The sequence below is a fragment of the Nocardia sp. CY41 genome (assembly GCF_009829325.1).
Lineage (GTDB): Bacteria > Actinomycetota > Actinomycetes > Mycobacteriales > Mycobacteriaceae > Nocardia.
On sequence record NZ_VUOS01000003.1, the window covers coordinates 106,293 to 124,704 of the forward strand.

At 69.9% G+C, this 18,412-nt stretch carries 21 protein-coding genes; 14 read left to right on the forward strand and 7 right to left on the reverse strand.

The window, feature by feature from the left end:
• Positions 1-16: 16 nt before the first annotated feature.
• Entirely contained in the window at positions 17-1,120 is a 1,104-nt protein-coding gene (locus tag GVY64_RS04700; protein WP_159839113.1) for a glycosyltransferase family 9 protein, read from the reverse strand.
• A gap of 647 nt (positions 1,121-1,767) precedes the next feature.
• On the opposite strand from GVY64_RS04700, the gene GVY64_RS04705 reads away from it, so the two are divergent.
• The 4 genes from GVY64_RS04705 (at position 1,768) to GVY64_RS04720 (ending at position 6,083) form a co-directional block, all read left to right on the forward strand.
• The gene (locus GVY64_RS04705) at positions 1,768-2,328 is read left to right on the forward strand and encodes an SIS domain-containing protein (protein WP_159839181.1); all 561 of its coding nucleotides are present in this window, start codon (positions 1,768-1,770) and stop codon (positions 2,326-2,328) included.
• Positions 2,328-3,329 carry a PfkB family carbohydrate kinase gene (locus tag GVY64_RS04710; RefSeq protein WP_159839115.1) on the forward strand — a complete coding sequence of 334 codons (1,002 nt, stop codon included), beginning with the start codon at positions 2,328-2,330 and terminating at the stop codon, positions 3,327-3,329. The genes GVY64_RS04705 and GVY64_RS04710 overlap by 1 nt, the downstream gene beginning before the upstream one ends.
• 459 nt (positions 3,330-3,788) lie before the next feature.
• A complete protein-coding gene (locus GVY64_RS04715; RefSeq protein WP_236566618.1) occupies positions 3,789-4,442 on the forward strand; it encodes a PAS and ANTAR domain-containing protein in 654 nt (217 codons plus the stop codon).
• Positions 4,443-5,261: 819 nt separating this feature from the next.
• Positions 5,262-6,083 carry an RNA polymerase sigma factor SigF gene (locus tag GVY64_RS04720; RefSeq protein WP_159839117.1) on the forward strand — a complete coding sequence of 274 codons (822 nt, stop codon included), beginning with the start codon at positions 5,262-5,264 and terminating at the stop codon, positions 6,081-6,083.
• Between the two features lie 60 nt (positions 6,084-6,143).
• On the opposite strand, the gene GVY64_RS04725 is transcribed toward GVY64_RS04720, so the two are convergent.
• The gene (locus GVY64_RS04725; protein ID WP_159839119.1) at positions 6,144-7,097 is read right to left on the reverse strand and encodes a helix-turn-helix transcriptional regulator; all 954 of its coding nucleotides are present in this window, start codon (positions 7,095-7,097) and stop codon (positions 6,144-6,146) included.
• 384 nt (positions 7,098-7,481) lie between these two features.
• Between GVY64_RS04725 and GVY64_RS04730 the strand changes: the two genes are divergently transcribed.
• Positions 7,482-7,631, forward strand: coding sequence for a hypothetical protein (locus GVY64_RS04730; protein WP_159839121.1), 150 nt, complete (start codon positions 7,482-7,484; stop codon positions 7,629-7,631).
• 55 nt (positions 7,632-7,686) lie between these two features.
• On the opposite strand, the gene GVY64_RS04735 is transcribed toward GVY64_RS04730, so the two are convergent.
• The gene (locus GVY64_RS04735) at positions 7,687-8,115 is read right to left on the reverse strand and encodes a low affinity iron permease family protein (protein WP_236566619.1); all 429 of its coding nucleotides are present in this window, start codon (positions 8,113-8,115) and stop codon (positions 7,687-7,689) included.
• A gap of 131 nt (positions 8,116-8,246) precedes the next feature.
• Entirely contained in the window at positions 8,247-9,203 is a 957-nt protein-coding gene (locus tag GVY64_RS04740) for a YihY/virulence factor BrkB family protein (protein WP_236566620.1), read from the reverse strand.
• A gap of 192 nt (positions 9,204-9,395) precedes the next feature.
• Between GVY64_RS04740 and GVY64_RS04745 the strand changes: the two genes are divergently transcribed.
• Complete coding sequence (locus tag GVY64_RS04745; protein ID WP_159839125.1) at positions 9,396-9,881, forward strand: FBP domain-containing protein; 486 nt, start codon at positions 9,396-9,398, stop codon at positions 9,879-9,881.
• 214 nt (positions 9,882-10,095) lie between these two features.
• Here the strand turns inward: GVY64_RS04745 and GVY64_RS04750 are convergent, their stop codons facing one another.
• Positions 10,096-10,524, reverse strand: coding sequence for a YbaB/EbfC family nucleoid-associated protein (locus tag GVY64_RS04750; RefSeq protein ID WP_159839127.1), 429 nt, complete (start codon positions 10,522-10,524; stop codon positions 10,096-10,098).
• Between the two features lie 125 nt (positions 10,525-10,649).
• Positions 10,650-11,042, reverse strand: coding sequence for a DUF4440 domain-containing protein (locus tag GVY64_RS04755; protein ID WP_159839129.1), 393 nt, complete (start codon positions 11,040-11,042; stop codon positions 10,650-10,652).
• 145 nt (positions 11,043-11,187) lie between these two features.
• On the opposite strand from GVY64_RS04755, the gene GVY64_RS04760 reads away from it, so the two are divergent.
• The gene (locus GVY64_RS04760) at positions 11,188-12,300 is read left to right on the forward strand and encodes an alcohol dehydrogenase catalytic domain-containing protein (protein ID WP_159839131.1); all 1,113 of its coding nucleotides are present in this window, start codon (positions 11,188-11,190) and stop codon (positions 12,298-12,300) included.
• 42 nt (positions 12,301-12,342) lie between these two features.
• Here the strand turns inward: GVY64_RS04760 and GVY64_RS04765 are convergent, their stop codons facing one another.
• Positions 12,343-12,777 carry a MarR family winged helix-turn-helix transcriptional regulator gene (locus GVY64_RS04765; RefSeq protein WP_159839133.1) on the reverse strand — a complete coding sequence of 145 codons (435 nt, stop codon included), beginning with the start codon at positions 12,775-12,777 and terminating at the stop codon, positions 12,343-12,345.
• A 77-nt stretch (positions 12,778-12,854) separates the two neighbouring features.
• Here GVY64_RS04765 and GVY64_RS04770 point away from each other — a divergent pair, with 77 nt between their 5' ends.
• From GVY64_RS04770 to GVY64_RS04800, 7 genes are all read left to right on the forward strand, one after another.
• Positions 12,855-13,301 (forward strand): MarR family transcriptional regulator, encoded by a 447-nt coding sequence (locus GVY64_RS04770; RefSeq protein ID WP_159839135.1) that lies wholly within the window; start codon positions 12,855-12,857, stop codon positions 13,299-13,301.
• A gap of 114 nt (positions 13,302-13,415) precedes the next feature.
• Positions 13,416-14,162, forward strand: a complete 747-nt coding sequence (gene dapB, locus GVY64_RS04775) for a 4-hydroxy-tetrahydrodipicolinate reductase (RefSeq protein WP_159839137.1) — start codon at positions 13,416-13,418, stop codon at positions 14,160-14,162.
• A 37-nt stretch (positions 14,163-14,199) separates the two neighbouring features.
• The gene (locus tag GVY64_RS04780) at positions 14,200-14,700 is read left to right on the forward strand and encodes a hypothetical protein (protein WP_159839139.1); all 501 of its coding nucleotides are present in this window, start codon (positions 14,200-14,202) and stop codon (positions 14,698-14,700) included.
• A 28-nt stretch (positions 14,701-14,728) separates the two neighbouring features.
• Positions 14,729-15,181: a flavodoxin family protein gene (locus GVY64_RS04785; protein ID WP_201297904.1), complete on the forward strand. Its 453-nt coding sequence runs from the start codon at positions 14,729-14,731 to the stop codon at positions 15,179-15,181.
• A gap of 75 nt (positions 15,182-15,256) precedes the next feature.
• Positions 15,257-15,976 (forward strand): response regulator transcription factor, encoded by a 720-nt coding sequence (locus tag GVY64_RS04790; RefSeq protein WP_159839141.1) that lies wholly within the window; start codon positions 15,257-15,259, stop codon positions 15,974-15,976.
• Positions 15,940-17,271, forward strand: a complete 1,332-nt coding sequence (locus tag GVY64_RS04795; RefSeq protein WP_236566621.1) for an ATP-binding protein — start codon at positions 15,940-15,942, stop codon at positions 17,269-17,271. The genes GVY64_RS04790 and GVY64_RS04795 overlap by 37 nt, the downstream gene beginning before the upstream one ends.
• The gene (locus tag GVY64_RS04800) at positions 17,264-18,283 is read left to right on the forward strand and encodes a hypothetical protein (protein WP_159839143.1); all 1,020 of its coding nucleotides are present in this window, start codon (positions 17,264-17,266) and stop codon (positions 18,281-18,283) included. The genes GVY64_RS04795 and GVY64_RS04800 overlap by 8 nt, the downstream gene beginning before the upstream one ends.
• Positions 18,284-18,412: the final 129 nt, after the last annotated feature.

The following is an 18,412-nucleotide window of genomic DNA, read 5'->3' on the forward strand; positions in this document are numbered from 1 at the left end:
AGCGCGTGCGTATCGGTCAAGCGTGTTCGAGCAGCTCATCGATATCGCGGCAGACGTCATCGGTCCGTACGTCGGCGACAAACGACACGTCGTGCGGGCAGCGGGGAAGTTCCTCGTCGGTGCAGTCGCGGTGGCAGACCGGGCAAGTGGTGGTCCATGACATCAGCACCCGGTCACGGGCGCGGCCCAGCGGCCCCGCGTTGATCACGTTGCCGATCCAGAAGATGCCCACGGTCGGCGTACCGAACGCCCTGGCCAGATGACGCGGGCCGCTGTCGTTCCCGACGAAGACGCTACTGCGGGCGAGGACGCCGCACAGCGCGGGCAGCGGCGCGCCGATCAGCGTACGGATCCGGTGGTCCAACGCGCGTGTACCGATACGCGAGCGGAGGCCGTCGACGAGGTCGCGATCGGGCTCGGAGCCCAGCAGGACGACCGCGACGCCTCGGTCGAGACAGTGGGCGGCGACGTCCGCGAAGCGTTCGGTGGGCCAGCGTCGGCGGGGGTCCCTGGCGCCGGGATGGATGGCCGCGATCGGGCCGCCCAGGTCGCGGAGGACGGAGTCGGCGGCGGACCGATCCGCCGCCGCCGGCTCGAGGTGCGCTTCCAGCATCACGGGCGCCGCACCGGCCAGGCCGACGACCTCGAGGGCTCGCAAGGTCTCGTGCTGGTAGTAGCGGAACGGCAGTGTGCGGGTCAGGGCGGCCGCGCCGGCGGCACGCGAACCCACCGTCCAGCGTGGGCGCAGATCGGTCAGGAACGGGTTCGACCATGCGCCGCCGCCGTGTAGTTGCACACCCAGATCGATCGGCCCCAGTTCGTCGCAGACGTCCTGGTCGACGTCGCCCTGTTCATCGACGACCACCACTCGGTCGATGGGCCCCGCCCGGTCGCAGAGCAGTTCGGCGTGCTCGGCCGTACCGAGCAGAACGATGCGAGCTGCGGGATACGTCGCCGCCAGCGCGTGGATCGCGGGGAACGCGAACAGCAGATCGCCGAGACCGCCGCCGCGCAGTACCGCGATGCGCCGCACCCCGGGGAAGACCTCGCCGAGCGGGCCGAGCGCCGGGCGCGACGTAACGCGTCCCGTGCGGGTGATCGCGCCGCCGGCGTGTCCCATGCGACCTCCTGCGTGTCCGACGAGCCAGAACGAATGTCGTCGTTCTACCCGGGGTCCGGGCGCACAAACGGTGCGGGCAGCGCGGCACGGATGTTTCGGCGCGGTCGAGTGGGGCATGTCAGCCCGTGCGGGCTTCGGTGTGCGGCCCGGATCGGTACTGCGCGTGTGATCCAGTCGTCCTCGGCGAACGGAGCTGCAGTGAAGGTCCCCACGGTGTTCGAGCACGCCGGCCCGCCGGCCGAGTCCGGCGCTGTTCACGCCATGCCGGTGGTCACGTCGACGCGTGAACACCGCGTCGCCCATACCCGGCGCTACGGCTTCTGTCCCGATGTGCTGACCGCCTCCGACCTGTCCCGGCCGCGCCATCGTGCGGCGGCTGCCGCCGCGGGTCCCGCCGCTACACATAGCGGGCATCGACTGCGCCGCGATCCTCGACACCGACTGTCCGGTGTCACCGCCGGCGCGACATCAGGTGGACGGCTCGCCGGAGCCGGAGGGACACCCATCGGAGGTCACGGCGGACGGTCAGGTGGTTTCCGAAGTGCACCCGGTATGACCGCCGCATCGGCGACGAGGAAGGACGACCTACCGTGACAGGTTCGGACACCGATCCGGCCCACAGCGGCGCGCCCGGTGCGGAGGCCGCCCTGGCGCGCCAATTCGACGCGCTGACCACCGCGCTCGAACGCAACCGCGCCCTCGTCCTCGCGCGGCTGTGGGCCTGGGGTGCGGACCTCGCCCGCGTCTACGCATCCGGCGGGCGCTTGTTCACCTGCGGCAACGGGGGCAGCGCCGCCGAAGCCCAGCATCTGTCGGCTGAGTTGACCGGTCGTTTCCAGCTGGAGCGGCGCCCGCTTTCGGCGATCGCGTTGCACTGCGACACCTCCAGCACCACCGCGATCGCCAACGATTACGGCATCGAGGAGATGTTCGCACGCCAGTTACGCGCGCACGGCAGGCCCGGTGACGTGCTGATCGCGTTGTCGACCAGCGGATCGAGCCCGAATGTGATCGCCACCGCCAAGACCGCCCACGACATCGGGCTGACCACCTGGGCGATGACCGGACCGCCGCCGAATCCGCTGGCGTTGCTGTGCGACGACGCGATCAGTATCGAGGCCGAAACCGTCGCGACGGTGCAGGAGATGCACTTGTTGCTGGTGCACGGGCTGTGTACGGCGTTGGAAGCCGCGCTGGAGCGGGAGTGATGGCCGCGGGCGATCCGCTCGTCGTGATCGGGGACGCGCTGCTCGACATCGACCTCGACGGTCGCGCCGACCGATGCAGCGCGGAGGCGGCAGCCCCGGTGGTCGACGTCGCGCACCGCACGTTCCGTCCCGGTGGGGCGGGATTGGCGGCCCGGCTCGCGGCGGCGGGCGACCGGGAAGTCGTCCTGATCGCCGGTTTCGCGGCCGATGAAGCGGGCGCCCGGCTGCGCGGGTTGCTGGACGGACATGTGCGGGTCATCGCGCTACCCCTCCACGGATCGACGATCTGCAAGCAGCGGGTGCGCGCGATCGGCCCGTGGGCCCGCTCCAACGGGCACGCTCGCGCCAAGGAACCCCGGCGGCCCGTCTTGATCACCAGAATCGATTCCGGCACCGGAATAGCGAGCGCCGACCCGCTGCCGGACGAGGCGCACGCCGTGCTCGCGGCGGCGCAGGCGGTGCTGGTCTCCGACTACGGTCACGGCACCGCGGCCCACCCACGGATCCGTGCGCTCCTGCGTGCCCAGGCCCGGCACGTTCCGGTCGTCTGGGACCCCCACCCGCACGGACCTGTGCCGATCCCCGGCGCGGCACTGGTCACCCCGAATCGCGCGGAAGCGCTCACCCTGCTGTCCGGGCGGCTCGACGACGGGCCTGATCTGTGGAAACTCGCGAAAGGGTGGGCCGTCGACGCCATCGCGGTGACCCTCGGACCGGAGGGTGCCCTGCTCTGCCTGCGCGCGTCCGGCAAACGTTGGCGCATCCCGCTTCCGGTCGCGGCCAAGGCGGCCGGCGGCAGTGACACCTGCGGAGCAGGCGACAGTTTCGCCGTCGCCGCGACAGCCCACGTGGGCGAGGGCAGCGGACCGGAGCGGGCGGTTCGCCGTGCCGTGCTGGCGGCGGCCGAGTTCGTCGGCCGCGGAGCCGCCGCCGTGTTCGCCGAATCGGAACCGGCCCCGATGTCCGGAGGGACCGCGGAGGCGGACAGCGCGTGGTTGTGATCAGTGCCATGCGCGCTCGAGTCCGAAGCCGCGATACCCTCGCTCCACCGCGGCCCGCCCCGGCAGGTGGGTGGTGTGAGACGCGAGTCGCACTGTGCCCGAGTGGATTCGGAGTGACGGGCCGCACCGTTCCACGTGCCGCTGTCGTCCGCATCGAAACGGTGCTTCGTCAGAAGATCACCGCGTGCATGGAAACCTGCCTGCGCTTCGTTTTTCGGATAGCTGCCGAGCCTCGTCACGCCTGGATCCGGCGCAGATGACATACTGGGTCGTAGGTCACCGGCTGTCGCCACTGATGTGCGCGTGCGCCGGCCGTTGAGTCAACAGCGGATTGTCGGCCGAACGCGCCCGTGCCCGCCTGACCCTGCCGAGGAAGACGCCCGCGGGGTCGCGTTGCGCCGTGTGCCCTTTGTCCCTCGGAGAGGCCTTGCATCCATGACTCAACGTATGCAGCCCTGCATGTCCCCCGTGACCGCTGCCGATTCGGCATCATCCGAGCAACCTACTGTCGGAAGCTTCCGGTTCTGGTTCGCCACCCGCCGTTGGGAATGGTCCGCCGAGGTCTATCGCATGCACGGCTACCAGCCGGGCGAGATCGAGCCGACCACACAGTTGCTGCTCGCGCACAAGCACCCCGACGACCGCACGCACGTCGCCGAGACCATCACACGTGCCATCGATCACGGCGATCCTTTCTCGAGCAGGCACCGGTTCATCGACCTGTCCGGCCAGGAACACACCGTGCTCGTCGTCGCCGATCGAATTCTCGACGACCGGGGCGCCGCGGTCGGCACCGCGGGCTTCTACGTCGACCTGTCCGACACCCTGGCCGAGGCGCACCAGGCCATGCTCGCCGCGACGCTGCCCGGGCTCTACGAGAATCGCGCGGTGATCGAGCAGGCCAAGGGAGTGCTCATGCGCGTCTACCAGATCAGCGCCGAGCAAGCGTTCCAGATCCTGCGCTGGCGATCGCAGGAAACCAACACCAAGTTACGGGCGCTGGCCCAGCAGCTGATCGCGGAACTTCCTCAGGTGCCACCGCCACCGCCGGATCTGGTCGCCGCGTTCGACCACATCCTGCTGACCGTCCACCACCGCATCCCCCGGGAGTGACCGTGCGGGAGGCCGCGGGGTTTCGTTTTTCGGACCGATGCCCCGGCGGACTTCGTCTGTCGCGCTGACACCACCGGAATCGACTGCCAGGCTCGACTATGCGGTCTCGTGCCGATACCCGGCCGCCGGAGGTACGCATGACCTTTCAGAACGGCGTGGACGGCGTCCCGCCCGATGACGGCTTGCTCCTCGTCGCGCACGGTGAGTTGGACGCGGCGACCGCCGACGAGTGCTTCACCGAGATGGCCGAACCAATCGAAAAGTGTTGGCGCACAATGTCGATTCCCGCGTCGGTCGTCATCGGTCCGGGTGCCGTGCGTTTGCTCTCCTGTGCGGGCGTACGCGTGGCGCTGCGGCTGGCGAGGTGCGGCGCGCGCGCAGGTGTCCCGGTCGGCGTGACCGTGCCGGACGACGGACCCGTGCGGCGCGTCATCGATGTGCCGGCAGTGCGGAGCAGCGTGCCGGTGGTCGCGTGCCCTGCGCCCGTGGTGCACGATGCCGGCCATCAGCCGCGGGAGTGCCGGTTCTCCGGCGCTCACGTCACGGATCAGTGGCGGACCAGCGGCGGTCCGGGAGCACATCGGGGGATCTCACCGGAAGCTGCCCACCGCCCGTATGTCTCCGGTGGCGCCACGCGGTTTCGGCAGCCCGGGCAGGCGAGCGATCCCGAGAACGCACCCGGGCACCGGCGCCCGTCCGAAATACGAACAAGACCGCCCACGAACGCTTGACGCAACCGTCGGGCGGTATACGGCGATCGTCGCCGCCCTCTTGTCGGGCGAGCGCGGCGACCGCTGGAGAACGGGAATGAGGAAGTTCATGTCACTCGCGACCGCCAACCGCAGGACCGCCACGCCGCGCCGGACGCGGCGCGGAACGGACAGCTACGACGGCATCGAACCATGGCTCGAGAAATTGGCCGCGATGGACGACAACGATCCCGAACGGCCGCGACTGCGGGAAGCGATCATGCGCCGGTGCCTGCCGCTGGCCGAGCACATCGCGCGCCGCTTCGTGGGCCGCGGGGAGAACTACGACGATCTGTACCAGATCGCCGCCGTGGGGTTGGTGCTCGCGGTGGACCGCTTCGACCCGGCGCGGGGACCGTCGTTCCTGTCGTTCGCGGTGCCCACCATCATGGGCGAGGTACGCCGCCACTTCCGTGATCACAGCTGGGCGGTGCGCGTACCGCGCCGGATCAAGGAGATCCAGTTGACCATCGGACCGGCGGTGGAGCGGCTCTCCCAGCGGTTGGAACGGATGCCCACCGCGCTGGAGATCGCGGTCGAACTCGGCATCGACCTGACCGAAGTCACCCAAGCGTTGCTGGCAGGCAACGCCTACTCCACGAATTCGATCGACGCGGTCATCGAGGACGACGACAGCGGCGCCGCCTCGGTGCGCGTCGCGGAGACGTTCGGCGAGGAGGATCCCTCCTACGACCTGACCGACGAGGCACTCGCGGTCGCCCCGTTGCTCGCCGAACTGCCCGAGCGGGAGCGGCGCGTGCTGCGCATGCGCTTCTTCGAGGGGCGTACACAAGCGCAGATCGCCGCCGTGATGGGCGTCTCGCAGATGCACATCTCGCGCGTCTTGTCGCGAACCCTCGCCGATCTTCGGGAGCGTGCCCTGCGCGATTGATCGCCGCTGTCTCGTGCAGCCCTCTGCCGGATCTCGGTGAGCCCGAGGCCGCCCGGGGAATCACGCGATGAGCGTCGTGTGCGGAGATCGGCCATATGCCTCGCGGTACGCGCTGGCGAATCGTCCGGGATGGGCGAAACCCCACGCCGCGGCGATCGAGGTCACGGTGTGGCCTTCGTCGGACGAGCAGGCGCGCAGCTGTTCGTGCGCGGCACGTAGGCGAAGCCGTCGCAGATACGCCATGGGTGTGGTGTCGAGATGGCGACGGAACGCCAGTTGCAGGGCGCGGACGGTGACATAGGAGGCCGCGGCGATATCGGCGACGGTGATGTCCTCGCCGAGGTGCGACTCGACGTAGGCCAGCGCGCGTCGCACCGTCTCGGGGTGGGCGTCGTTGCGGTCGGTCGCCGTCGGATCGGTGTGCGCGGTGCTCGGCAGAGCATGCAGCACGGTGGCTGCCAGATACTGCGCGGCGGTGGAGGTGATCAGCGGCTGCTCGCGTACCGCGCGATCGGTGGCGAGATCACGCATGTGCTCGAGCACGCCGGACAGATGCCGCGCGGCGGCCTGCGATACGGGCCGATGACCCGTCAGCCGGACCGGCTCCAGGTCGTGGCCCGGGGCCGCGGCCGCGACCTGGGTCAGCAGCGAGGGATCGAACATCGTGATGCTGTAGCGAGCGTGGTGGACCACTCCGGAATACGGCAGGTCCGGCGGAGTGAGCAGCCCGAGCTCGCCGGGCCGGAAGAAGTCGGTGCTGCCGTCGGCGTAGTTCTCTTCGATCGTCCCCGAGTCGACCTCGCACAGGCATATCTTGCCCAGCGGCTGGGCGTCGTACCGCATGTCGAAGCTCAGGTCGAGGTCGTCCAGGCTCATCGGACCGAGGATCGTCCGAGTGATGTCCGTCCGGACGGGGACACCGGTGTTGTTGCCGATCCGCATCCTCGTGTAGTTGATATTGAGGAACTCCTCGGTATCACCCAAACTGTCGCTGTGGAAGGCCAATGACTCCATCGCTGCGACACTCCTGCTCCTCCGGATACGGCATCCCGCCCAGTACGTCGTAGAGGTTTCCGAGCCACACTGCTCGGCGTAAGGACCGGCCACTCAACCGTTGTCGTTCAGTCAGGTAGGTGCGGTCCGGTAACCCATGATGTGTCGGCGATTCGCATCCCGTCACACCGCAGCGGAGAGTACCCACTGCAGCCGGACCCAATCGTCGAGAACCGCTTCCACTCTACCTTCGCGGCATGCGCGTCGAGCCGACCAGCGCTTTTCTATCCGCCGCCCCCAGGCCGGGGCTGGTGAGTGTTTCGTCCTCGGCTCAGCGGCCACCCTGTCCACGGGGGCCGGGGTCGCCCCCTCATACGAAACCGTACGAAGAGACGAGGAGGTCCCATGGTTTCGCAGGACACGATCGCGCAATTGCGCCAGGACATCACCACCGCCGAGGACGCGGGCGACGAAATGAACGCCGAGCGTTTGCGGCGGGAGCTGGCCGAAGCGGTCCGGGAGGCGGAAAAGAGCGCCGAGCCCGGGCAACCGTGACGAATCGGTGCGCGCGGAGGCCGGCGGCGTGCGACGCCACCGGCCTGCGCGCAGATCATCCGGCGCTCTCCCGATTCTCCAGCCCGACAGCCTCGGCGAGTTCCCGGCGGTGACGCCGCAGCTCCGGATGTTCGGAGCTCAGCTCGCTCATGAGGTCGGCCAATCCGTCGGCGACGGCGTTGAGCTTCTGCTGGACCGCGGCGTCGGAGCGGCTCTGGGTGTTCTGCAGCAGCGCGACGAGCAGGAACGTGATGATCGTCGTCGCGGTGTTGATGACCAATTGCCAGGTGTCCACGCTCGGGAGCAAGAAGATCGTCGGCGCCCAGACCAGCACCAGAAGCACACAGAAGACGAAGAACCCCGCCTTGGAGGCCAGTGCGCTGGCCGCTGTCGCGAATCGGTCGAACACCGACAATTTCCCGCTGACATCCGAGGGCATGGTCGCGGGTTCGGCGGCGACGGTGTGTTCAGCGTGCTGAGCCATGGGAGTCCTCTCCGAATACCGATCCAGACGGGCTTCGGATACCGCTCCCGGTCGCGCCCAAACGCTCCGGGCGGTCGGCGGGAGGGGGCACCGCCGGTGCGATCGCGACGCGAATGCGCTGATCCCGTTGATCATTCGTCGGGCTCGTCGCGCGGCGGTAGATAGGGTTCGGCATCTTCCGGATGGCCATGGGCGATGTTGCGCGCCCGCGCCAGCTCGGCGTCCAGCTCCGCGCCCAACAGCACCGCGATGTTCGAGATCCACAGCCAGACAAGGAAGACGACGACGCCACCAAGGGAACCGTAGACCCGGTTGTAGGAGCCGAAGTGACCGACATAGAAGGCGAACCCCCAGGACGCGCCCGCCCAGAGCACGACGGCCAGCGCGCTGCCCGGGGTCAGCCACCGGAATCCCGGTTGGCGCACATTGGGCGCCGCCCAATACAGCAGGGCGAAGACCAGGCTGATCAGCGCCATCATCACCGGCCACTTGACGATGCCCCATACCGTGATCGTCTCCTGCGCCAGTCCGAGCCAGCGGCCGACGTGGTCGGCGAGCGAACCGCTGACGACGACGCCGACGGTGCAGACGCCCAGCAGGACCACCACCGCGGCGGTCAGGGCCACCCGCACCGGCACGGTCTTCCAGATCGGCCGCCCCTCCTGGATGTCGTAGATCGCGTTGCTCGCCCGCATGAACGCCCCGATGTACGCGGACGCGGTCCACAGCGCCGACGCCAACCCGACCAACGCCAGCGGTCCCGCCGGGCTCTGCGCTTCCGCTATGCCGTTCACCGCGTCCACGAGCAGATCTGTCCCGCTGCCCGGGCCGATCTCGCGGAGGGTGTCCACCAGTGCCCGGGTGTCGTCGCGTCCCAGCATGCCCAGTCCGGCGGTCAACACGATCAAACCCGGAAACAGCGACAGCACGCTGTAATACGTCAACGCCGCGGCCCAATCGGTGAGATTGTCGCGTTGGAACTCGCCGACCGATCGAGTGACCACACCCCACCACGACCGTCCCGGCAGATCGGCCGGGCCGCGCAGCCGGCGGCGCGCCGCGAACCTCTTCTGCAAGTTTTGCGCCACACTCACACCTCCCGCTGGCGGCGGATACCCGCCGTGCCGGTCCCGAAACCGGCTCTGCGCCCGAAGCATTCGGTGCTGCCGGAAGTGTCGCGCGCAGCGCTGAGCGCACAGAGAAATTCCGTTGTTCCCGGCACGGCGGGACCGTAACGTCGCTTCGGTTTGTCCACCGATCGACCGAAGGAGATCTCCCTCATGGAACCTGTCACCGAACGCGACATCAGGTCGTCGTTCGTCAACTGTTCGAAAGGAGACGCCAAGCGGCTACCCGTGCCCAAGGACCTGGCCGAGCGGCCCTGGGCGGATCTGGACTTCCTCGGTTGGAGCGATCCGTCCCTGCCGGGACGCGGCTATATGGTCGTCCCGCAGGACGACCGTCTGGTCGGCGTCGCATTGCGGTACGCCACCGGCGGCACCGGCCGGGCACAGATGTGCACGATCTGCCTGACCACCCACACCGGCGGAGGGGTCGCGCTGATGACCGCGCACAAAGCCGGCGAGTCCGGGCGCCGGGGCAACTCGGTCGGCACCTATATGTGCACCGATCTCGCCTGTTCGCTGTACGCGCGGAACAAGAAGCGGCCTGCGCTCGGAAGCCGGTACCGCGAGGATCTCACGCCCGAAGAGAAGGTCCAGCGGGTGCGCGAGAATCTCTCCGCGTTCCTCGCCAAGCTGTACTGATCGCCTCGCCCATCCCTCAGGCAGCCGACGCTGCCCACCCGAACGGAGGTCGCTGCCATGTGCCGACACTCGAGAACCACTCGTTTCGCGCCACCCCGAACCGTTCAGCGGCGCAGCGGATTCGGGGTGGCGGTGCATTCCTCGCCGGTCGAGTCGGTCCGGATCGGCCCGGAGCGTCCCGTCCGGCGAGGAGGCACGGCTGCTGCCGAACGCGCTAGCCGGTCGAGTCGTCCGCAGGCTCCCACACCGCACGCAGACTGGGTGCGCCCGGGACGAGATCGGGCAGGTCGGGCACCGCTTCGGCGTCGGCGACGAGCGGGGCGATGATCGCCGCGTGCTGGTCGCGGGCCAGCCGCGCCGCCTGCCTGCCCGCTTCGGTCACCGAACGGCCCAGCTGTTCCGGCGTGCTGCGCAGGGCGGCCGGCGTGAACCGCACGTCGACGAGCACGCTCGCCGCGTCCACGGTCACCGTCACCAGCTTGTCCGCCGACTCGGCCGTGCACCGCACCGCGGACAGCTTGTCGCGCACCTCCGCCAGATGGGTGCGCTGCTCGGCGAGCGCGTCCAGGATGTAGTCCACCTGGTTGCGGATTCCGCTGTTGGCGGAGCGCAGACCGTCGCGTTCCCACCGATCCACCGGCACCGGCCTCCTCGAGTCCATGTCGTTCCCCGGGTGGGTCACCGTGTGGCAGCCGTCCGAGAACAAGGCAGGAATTGTCCGGCAGATTGGGCATCGGCGCAGCGCGCACGTCCCCGTGCTGGGAAGAGTCAGGCCGGCGCCGTCGCGGTTTCGTGCACCGTCAGCCAGCGCACCGCGCCCGGATCCTCGGTCGTCAGCACGGCGGTCACCCGGCGACGAGTGACGTTTTCCGGCGCCCGGTGTGTCTCCAGGAAGCGCACTACAGCGATGCCTTCCGACCACGAGAGTTCTTCGATCTCGGACACCTCGATGGTCAGGCCGGGCACGGCGTTGCGCGCGCCACGGAGGCCGGCGAGCAACGCGCTGCGCCCGAGTACTTCGCCATCGGTCGTCACCATGCTGAACCGCTCGTGCTGCGCCGCCGCGAACCGCTCGAACACCTCGACCGGCGCTTCCGACCCGAGCCACCTCCCCAGGTCGGCGTGCAAGCGCCCGACCACCTCACCCAGATCCACACCCATACGCGGCATCGTACGCAGGCCCGCGTCCGGCGTGGCGTGAGCGACGTGACGCGGACCGACGGCGGCCGTTCCGAACGGTGCGACAGCCAGGCAGGGGCGGCCACTGCGGTGGGCGCGGACCACCCCGAGCGGTAGCGTCGGCGGAATGAAGATTCGTGGAGCGGTCCTGGAGCGGATCGCGGCGCCGGCGCCGTTCGCCGAGTCGGCGCCGATCACCGTGTGCGATCTGGAGCTGCGCGAGCCGGGGCCCGGTGAGCTGCTGGTCCGGATCGAGGCGGCGGGCCTGTGCCACTCGGACCTGTCCGTGGTGGACGGCAACCGGGTCCGCCCGGTGCCCATGCTGCTGGGCCACGAGGCGGCGGGGAGGGTGGAAGCGCTCGGTCCCGGCGACGGCGATATCGCGGTCGGGCAGCGCGTGGTCATGACCTTCTTGCCGCGGTGCGGCGAGTGCGTGGGCTGTGCGACCGACGGCCGCACACCGTGCGTGCCCGGCAGTGCCGCCAACAACGCCGGTGAATTGCTCAACGGTGGGCGGCGGCTGTTCCGGGACGGCGCCGAGGTGCACCACCACTTGGGCGTCTCCGCTTTCGCCACGCATGCGGTGGTGGACCGCAGGTCGGTGGTGCCGGTCGACGACGACGTGCCGCCCGAGGTGGCCGCGGTCCTCGGCTGTGCGGTGCTGACCGGCGGTGGCGCCCTGCTGAATTCGGCGCGTCCGGGCCCGGGGGACCGGATCATGGTCGTCGGCCTGGGCGGTGTCGGTATGGCGGCAGTGTTGGTGGCGGTGTCGCTCGCCGCCGAGGGGCACGAGGTGATCGCGGTCGATACCGTGGCGGACAAGCTCGCTCTCGCGCGGGAACTCGGCGCGCACGCCGCATACACCCCGGCCGAGGTCGCCGAACTCGGGGTGCAGGCCGAGGTGGTGGTCGAGGCGGCGGGCAACGTCCGCGCCTTCGAGACCGCCGTCGCCGCGACCGCGCCCGGGGGCACGACCGTCACCGTCGGACTGCCCGCTCCCGATGCCCGGGCGGCTATCGCGCCGCTGGCTTTGGTCGCGCAGGGACGTTCCATCGTCGGCAGCTACCTCGGCTCCGCGGTGCCGTCCCGGGACATTCCCGAGTACGTCCGGATGTGGCGGTCGGGACGGCTGCCGGTGGAGCGGCTCGTCTCGGCGCATGTGGGGCTCGACGAGATCAACCGAGCCATGGACGAACTCGCCGCGGGCCATGCTTTGCGCCAGGTCATCGTCTTCGACTGACTCCGGCCGCCGAATTCTCGCTCGGCAGGCGCGCCGCGTCGCTCATCCGGCGGGGCGGTCCAGCCCGTCGACGAAACGCGCCAGCAGACGGGCGAACTCGGCGCGCTCGGCGGGTGTCCAATCCGCCATGGCGGCGGCCATGACGTCACGCCTGCCCGCTCTGGCCTCGGCCACCGCCCGGTTGCCCGCGGTGGTCAGGCGTAGGACCGAACGCCGTCCGTCGCGCTGATCGGCGACTCGTTCCAGCAATCCGGAGGACACCGCCTGCGCCACCAGGCGACTGGCCCTCGGCTGATCGACGCCGAGGGCGGGAGCGAGCGCGCCGACCGTGTCGGCCGCGCCGTCGGCCACGGCGTCGAGCGCGCGGAACACGGCGACGGGGATCGCGCCGTCGCTCAGCGCGCCGCGCGTCTGCCTGCGCCGGATCCGGACCATCGCCGCTTCCACGGCGACGGTGATCGCGTCGTGCTGATCCATCCGTCCACTCTGTCATGCCCGATATTTGTATGTAAGAATGCATGTACTTGTTTTTTGTCATATCAAGGAGTGCGGTCATGGGCATCCGGCGCGGCATCGGATATTGGCTCGTAGAGCTCGATCGATTGATAAACGAGCGCTTCGACGAAGACCTCGCCTCCGGCGGTTTCAGTCGCAGACGCTGGCAGGTGACGCACTCGCTGGCCGACGGACCGCAGCGCGCCGACGACATCCGCCACGCGCTCGACGCTTTCTGGACCGACGACGCCGAATGGCTCACCGAACTGGCCGGACTCGTCGCCGACGGGCTGGTCGCCGACGACGCGGGCATGTTGTCGCTGACCGGCAAGGGCCGCGGCGCCCATGACGCTGCCTTCGTCCGGATCGCCCGGCGCAGAGCGCAGATGGCCGACGGGATCACCGACGAGCAGTTCGCCGAGACCCTGCGGATCCTGCGACGGATGGTCGCGAACCTCGGTGGCGCGGCGAGCCCGGAGGTCGGCGAACGACAGCTGGCGCGGTGAGCGCGCCGATCCTGTGGTCGCTTCGCGGTGGCCGGACACAGTCGGGCCGCGCCGGGATCGCGGTCGGTGCGCCCCATTAGGCTGATCCCGACCGAGGCGGAACGAGGAGGTGCGGTGACCATTCGGGTCGGAGTGCTGGGAGCGCGTGGCAAAGTCGGACAGGCGATCTGCGCGGCGGTGACTGCGGCAGGCGATCTGGAACTGGTCGCCGCCGTCGACAAGGATGATTCGCTCGAGTCGTTCACCGCGGCGAATACGCAGGTCGTCGTCGATTTCACGCACCCGGACGTGGTGATGGGAAATCTCCGGTTCCTGGTGGAGCACGGCATTCACGCGGTGGTGGGCACCACCGGGTTCGACGAGGCCCGGCTGACGGAGGTGCGCGGCTGGTTGGCCGAGCGTCCCGAGGTCGGCGTGCTGATCGCGCCGAACTTCGCCATCGGTGCGGTGCTGTCCATGCGATTCGCCGAGCAGGCCGCCCGATTCTTCGAATCGGTGGAGGTCATCGAGTTGCACCACCCGAACAAGGCCGACGCGCCGTCCGGCACCGCCTACCGCACCGCGGGACTGATCGCCGCGGCCCGGGACAAAGCGGGCCTCGACCGCAGTCCCGACGCGACGACGACAGAGCTGGAGGGCGCGCGCGGCGCCGATGTGGACGGGGTGCGGGTGCACTCGGTGCGTTCGGCCGGCTTGGTCGCCCACCAGGAGGTGCTGTTCGGCACCCAGGGCGAGACGCTCACCATCCGGCACGACTCCATCGATCGCTCCTCCTTCGCCCCCGGGGTGCTGCTCGGGGTCCGGGAGATCGCCAAGCGCCCCGGCCTCACCGTCGGGCTCGACCCGTTCCTGGATCTGTGATCGGGCGTCGGCCGCCGCACCACGTCGGAGCGCGACCGTGAGCGGCGCGGAGCGCGACGATCGCAAGGGCGGCGGAGAAGTCGCCAAGGTGGTCGCGTTCATCGCGGTCCTCATCCTGGTGCTCGGCTTCTATTTCCTGTTGCTGGGCCGAATCGCGGTCGGCTTGATCGGTTCCGGCGAGGTGGCGGCGATCGTGATCGGTGTCGGCGTGCTCATCCTGCCGCTGCTGGGCGTCTGGATCGTCGTGGCCACCGTGCGCGCCGCCCTGGCGCATCAGCACCTGGCGCGGCGGATCCACGACGAGGGCTTGGAGCTCGACACCTCCGCGTTACCGCGGCTGCCGTCCGGCCGTATCCAACGCGCGGCCGCCGACGAGTTGTTCGCGACGGTCAAGGCCGAGTGGGAGGCCGATCCGGACAACTGGCGCGTCTCCTACCGCCTCGCGCGCGCCTACGACTACGCGGGTGACCGCACCCGAGCCCGCGAGACCATGCGCCGCGCGGTCGCGCTGGAACGGCACGAGCGCGACACCGCCTGACGGCCGCGCGGGCCGATACCATCGCAGGGTGGCCCGGTTGCTGATCATCCATCACACGCCGTCCCCGCACATGCAGGCGATGTTCGAGGCCGTCGTCTCCGGGGCCACCGACCCCGAGATCGAAGGCGTGGAAGTCGTGCGCCGCGCCGCACTGGCCGTCACCGCCCCCGACGTCCTGGCCGCCGACGGATACCTGCTGGGCAGCCCGGCGAATCTGGGATACATGAGCGGTGCGCTCAAGCACGCGTTCGACACGATCTACTACCCGTGCCTGGATTCCACCCGAAGCCGTCCGTACGGCTTGTACCTGCACGGCAACGAGGGCACCGAGGGCGCCGAGCGTGGGGTGGTGAGCATCACCACCGGGCTCGGCTGGGAGCAGGCCGCCGCCGCGGTCGTCGTGTCCGGCCCGCCCGGCAAGGACGACCTGCAGCGATGCTGGGAACTCGGGGCCACGCTGGCGGCCGGGCTCATGGCCTGAGCCCCCCGAATTCTGGTGTCTGACCCTCCCGCACCATTGCCCGGCATACTGTCTGCGGTTGTTGTCGCGGTGGGGATGTGGACGAGTAGCTCGGGATGGGAGAGCCAGGTGACCTGGGCCGAAGGGAACGAGAACGCCCCGCGCCGAATCGGGTTGGTCGAGGACCACGAATCGGTCGCGATCGGTCTCGCCGCGATGCTGGCGCCGGAGACCGATCTGGATCTGGTGCTGACCGCGGGCACCGTGCCGGAACTGCTGGCCGCCGCCGATGGTGCGCCACCGCTGGATCTGGTGGTACTGGATCTGCGGCTGGCCGACGGATCCGCACCGGAGGACAACGTGCGCGCCCTGCGTGCCCGCGGAATGGAGGTGCTGGTCTTCACGGGCGCGGACAACGCCTTCCTGGTGCGCGCCGCCGCGCGTGCGGGTGTCTTGGGTGTGGTGCGCAAATCCGAGGACGTGCCGACCGTCGTCGCCGCCGTGCGCCGCGCGGCCAGCGGCGAGCAGGTCGTCACCACCGACTGGGCCGCCGCCATCGACGGCGATCCGCAGCTGTCCGACGTGGGCCTGAGCCCGCGTCAGGAGGAAGTGCTCACGCTCTACGCGTCCGGGGAGAAAGCATCCCGGGTCGCGCGGTTGACGGGCCTGTCCGAGCAGACGGTCAACGATTATCTCGGCCGCATCCGCCAGAAGTACGCCGACGCCGGCCGTCCGGCGCCGACCAAGACCGACCTGTACAAGCGGGCGGTGGAAGACGGGTGGCTGCCGGTCCCCGAGCGGCAGCCGCGCGGATGATCGCGTCCAGCATGCTGGACACCCCGTCGCACTCGCGCTCGCACTCCCTCCCGCTCGACCGGCCGCGCGCGAGCCGTTGGCGCCGCGGAGTCGTCGCGCTGTCCAGGGAGAAAGCCTCCGAAGGAGCCGCCGATCGCATCCTGCGGCGGTTCGGGCTCGCCATCGGCATCGCGGGCGTGATCGCCGCGATCGTCGAGTTGCCCGAGATCGCCGATCAGAGCCGCTTCGTGCCCGTCCGGTGGACGGTGGTGGAGGTGGTGCTGGCGTTCGGACTGTTCCCGGTGCTCGCGGTCGTCTCGATCGGCATGAGCCGGCGCGTGATCCAACGGGTCGCCGGTGCGGCGGCGGTCAGTTTCCTCGGGGCGATGGCGGTGGTCCCCGTGGCGTATGCCGTGCCGGATGCCCAAGGGGCGGCCTCGGTCTGGCTGTACCGGGTACTGGCGCTGGGTGTGCTCGCGGCCGTGCTCGCTTGGCGTCCGCCGTTCGCCGTGACGTACCTGGTGGTGGGCTCGGCGTCCAGCGCACTGGCGAATCTGGTCGTGTTGCGGGAGACCACCGCGCTCGCGTTGCTCGGCGATTTCGCCAGAGCGGCCGGGTTGAGCGCGCTGTTCCTGTGGTGCGTGGTCTATGCCAGGGCGGCAGCCGCGCGCGTGGATCGTGAATCGGCGATCGAGAGCAGCCGCGCGGCGGCGGTCGCGGGCGCGGCGGCCCGGGAGCGGGAACGCGCGCGGTTCGCCGCGCTGATCCACGACGCCGTGCTGTCCACCCTGCTGGACGCCTCGCGAGCCGGGGCCGAATCACCGGTGCTGCGCCGCCAGGCCGAACGCACCCTCGAACAACTCGACGAGTGCCGGGTGGCCGAGACCGAACCGGACCGCCTGGACGCGCAGTCCGCGATCGGCTTCCTCCGCTCGGCCGTACACGAGGTGAATCCCGGCATCAGGTTCACCACACGGCGTTGGGCCGGATTCGACGATCTGCACCTGCCGGTGGACGCCGCCAGCACGATCGCGGCCGCGCTGGCCGAGGCCGTACGCAACAGTCTGCGTCACGCCACCGTCGCCGGGCGGGAGGTGCGCCGCACCGTCACAGTGACGATCAGCGCCGGGGGAATCCGCGTGGTATTCCGGGACGACGGCGCGGGTTTCGACCTGAGCCGAGTGCCCGTCGATCGGCTCGGCATCTCGGTAAGCATCCTCGGCCGCATGCGTCAGCTCTCCGGTGGCGCCGGGTTCGTGGAATCCGAACCTGGTGAGGGAACGACCGTGACGCTGGTCTGGGGCGGAAATGGCTGAGCCGGACACCGAATTCGGGCTGCGTGATCTGCTCGGGCTGCGCGACCGCGCGGCGTGGCTGTTCCTGGTCGTGCTCGAAGCGACCATCGTGCTGTACATGATCCGGAACTTCTCGGAATCGCCGGTGGCCGCCGCCGTCGCGGCACTGGTCGTGCTGGCGCTGGCCGGTGTCGTCGTGCTGGTCGTTCCCACCGATCCGCTGCCCTGGGCCGCGACCGTGTTCGTCGCCGCGTCCGGGCCGCTGGCCACGACCTTGACCTCGTTCGACGTCGAACACGGCTGGTCCAAGCAGGTGTGGACGGCGTTCGCCGCGTCGTACGTGCTCGCCGTGCTGGTGCTGCGCGGACGCTTGGCCGCCGCCTGGCTCGGCGTCGCGGGCATCGGTGTGGTGATCGCGGTGGTCGGGGTGGTCGCCGGGCTGCGGATCGGCGTCGTGGTCGGTTCGATCGTGCCGGTCGCCACGGTGGCGGGAGTCTCCCTGTTCGCGGCGATCATGCGGCCCACCCAGCGTTCGCTGCGGCTGCTGCGTGCGGAGGCGGCCATGCGCGCCGCCGCGGAGGCCGCGATGGCGGCGGAGAATTCCGAACGCACCCGTCAGCTGGCGCGGCTGGACGCGGTGGCGCGCCCGATCCTGGAACGCATCGCCGACGGCGCGGAAATCACCGCGGCGGAGCGGGAGCAATGCAGGCTCCTGGAAGCCGAACTGCGCGACGGCCTCCGGGCTCCGCACCTGGCCACCGATCAGCTCAGCAGCGCCGCTCGTGGCGCTCGCTCCCGCGGCGTCGAGGTGATCCTGCTCGACGACGGCGGCTTCGCGGGCGTGCCGCATCACGTGCGCAGGCAAGTGATCGACGCCGCCACCCGGGAGCTGGACGCCGCGAACGACGGTTCGGTCACCGTCCGTATCCTGCCCGCCGGTCGGCGCATCCTGGCCACCGTCCTGGCCACCGCGTCCGACCGAGACCGCCGCACCGAGATCGACACCACCGGCACGGTCACCGTCTCGACCTGACGTGATGCTCCTATTTGTGTCAAGTCATGCTGCGGCGAGCCATGCGCGATAGCGTTGGGCGAGTTCGTAGTCGGGGTAGGTGCCTAGTTCGGTGCGGCAGATTTTGGTGACGTAGGTGCCCATTGCGGT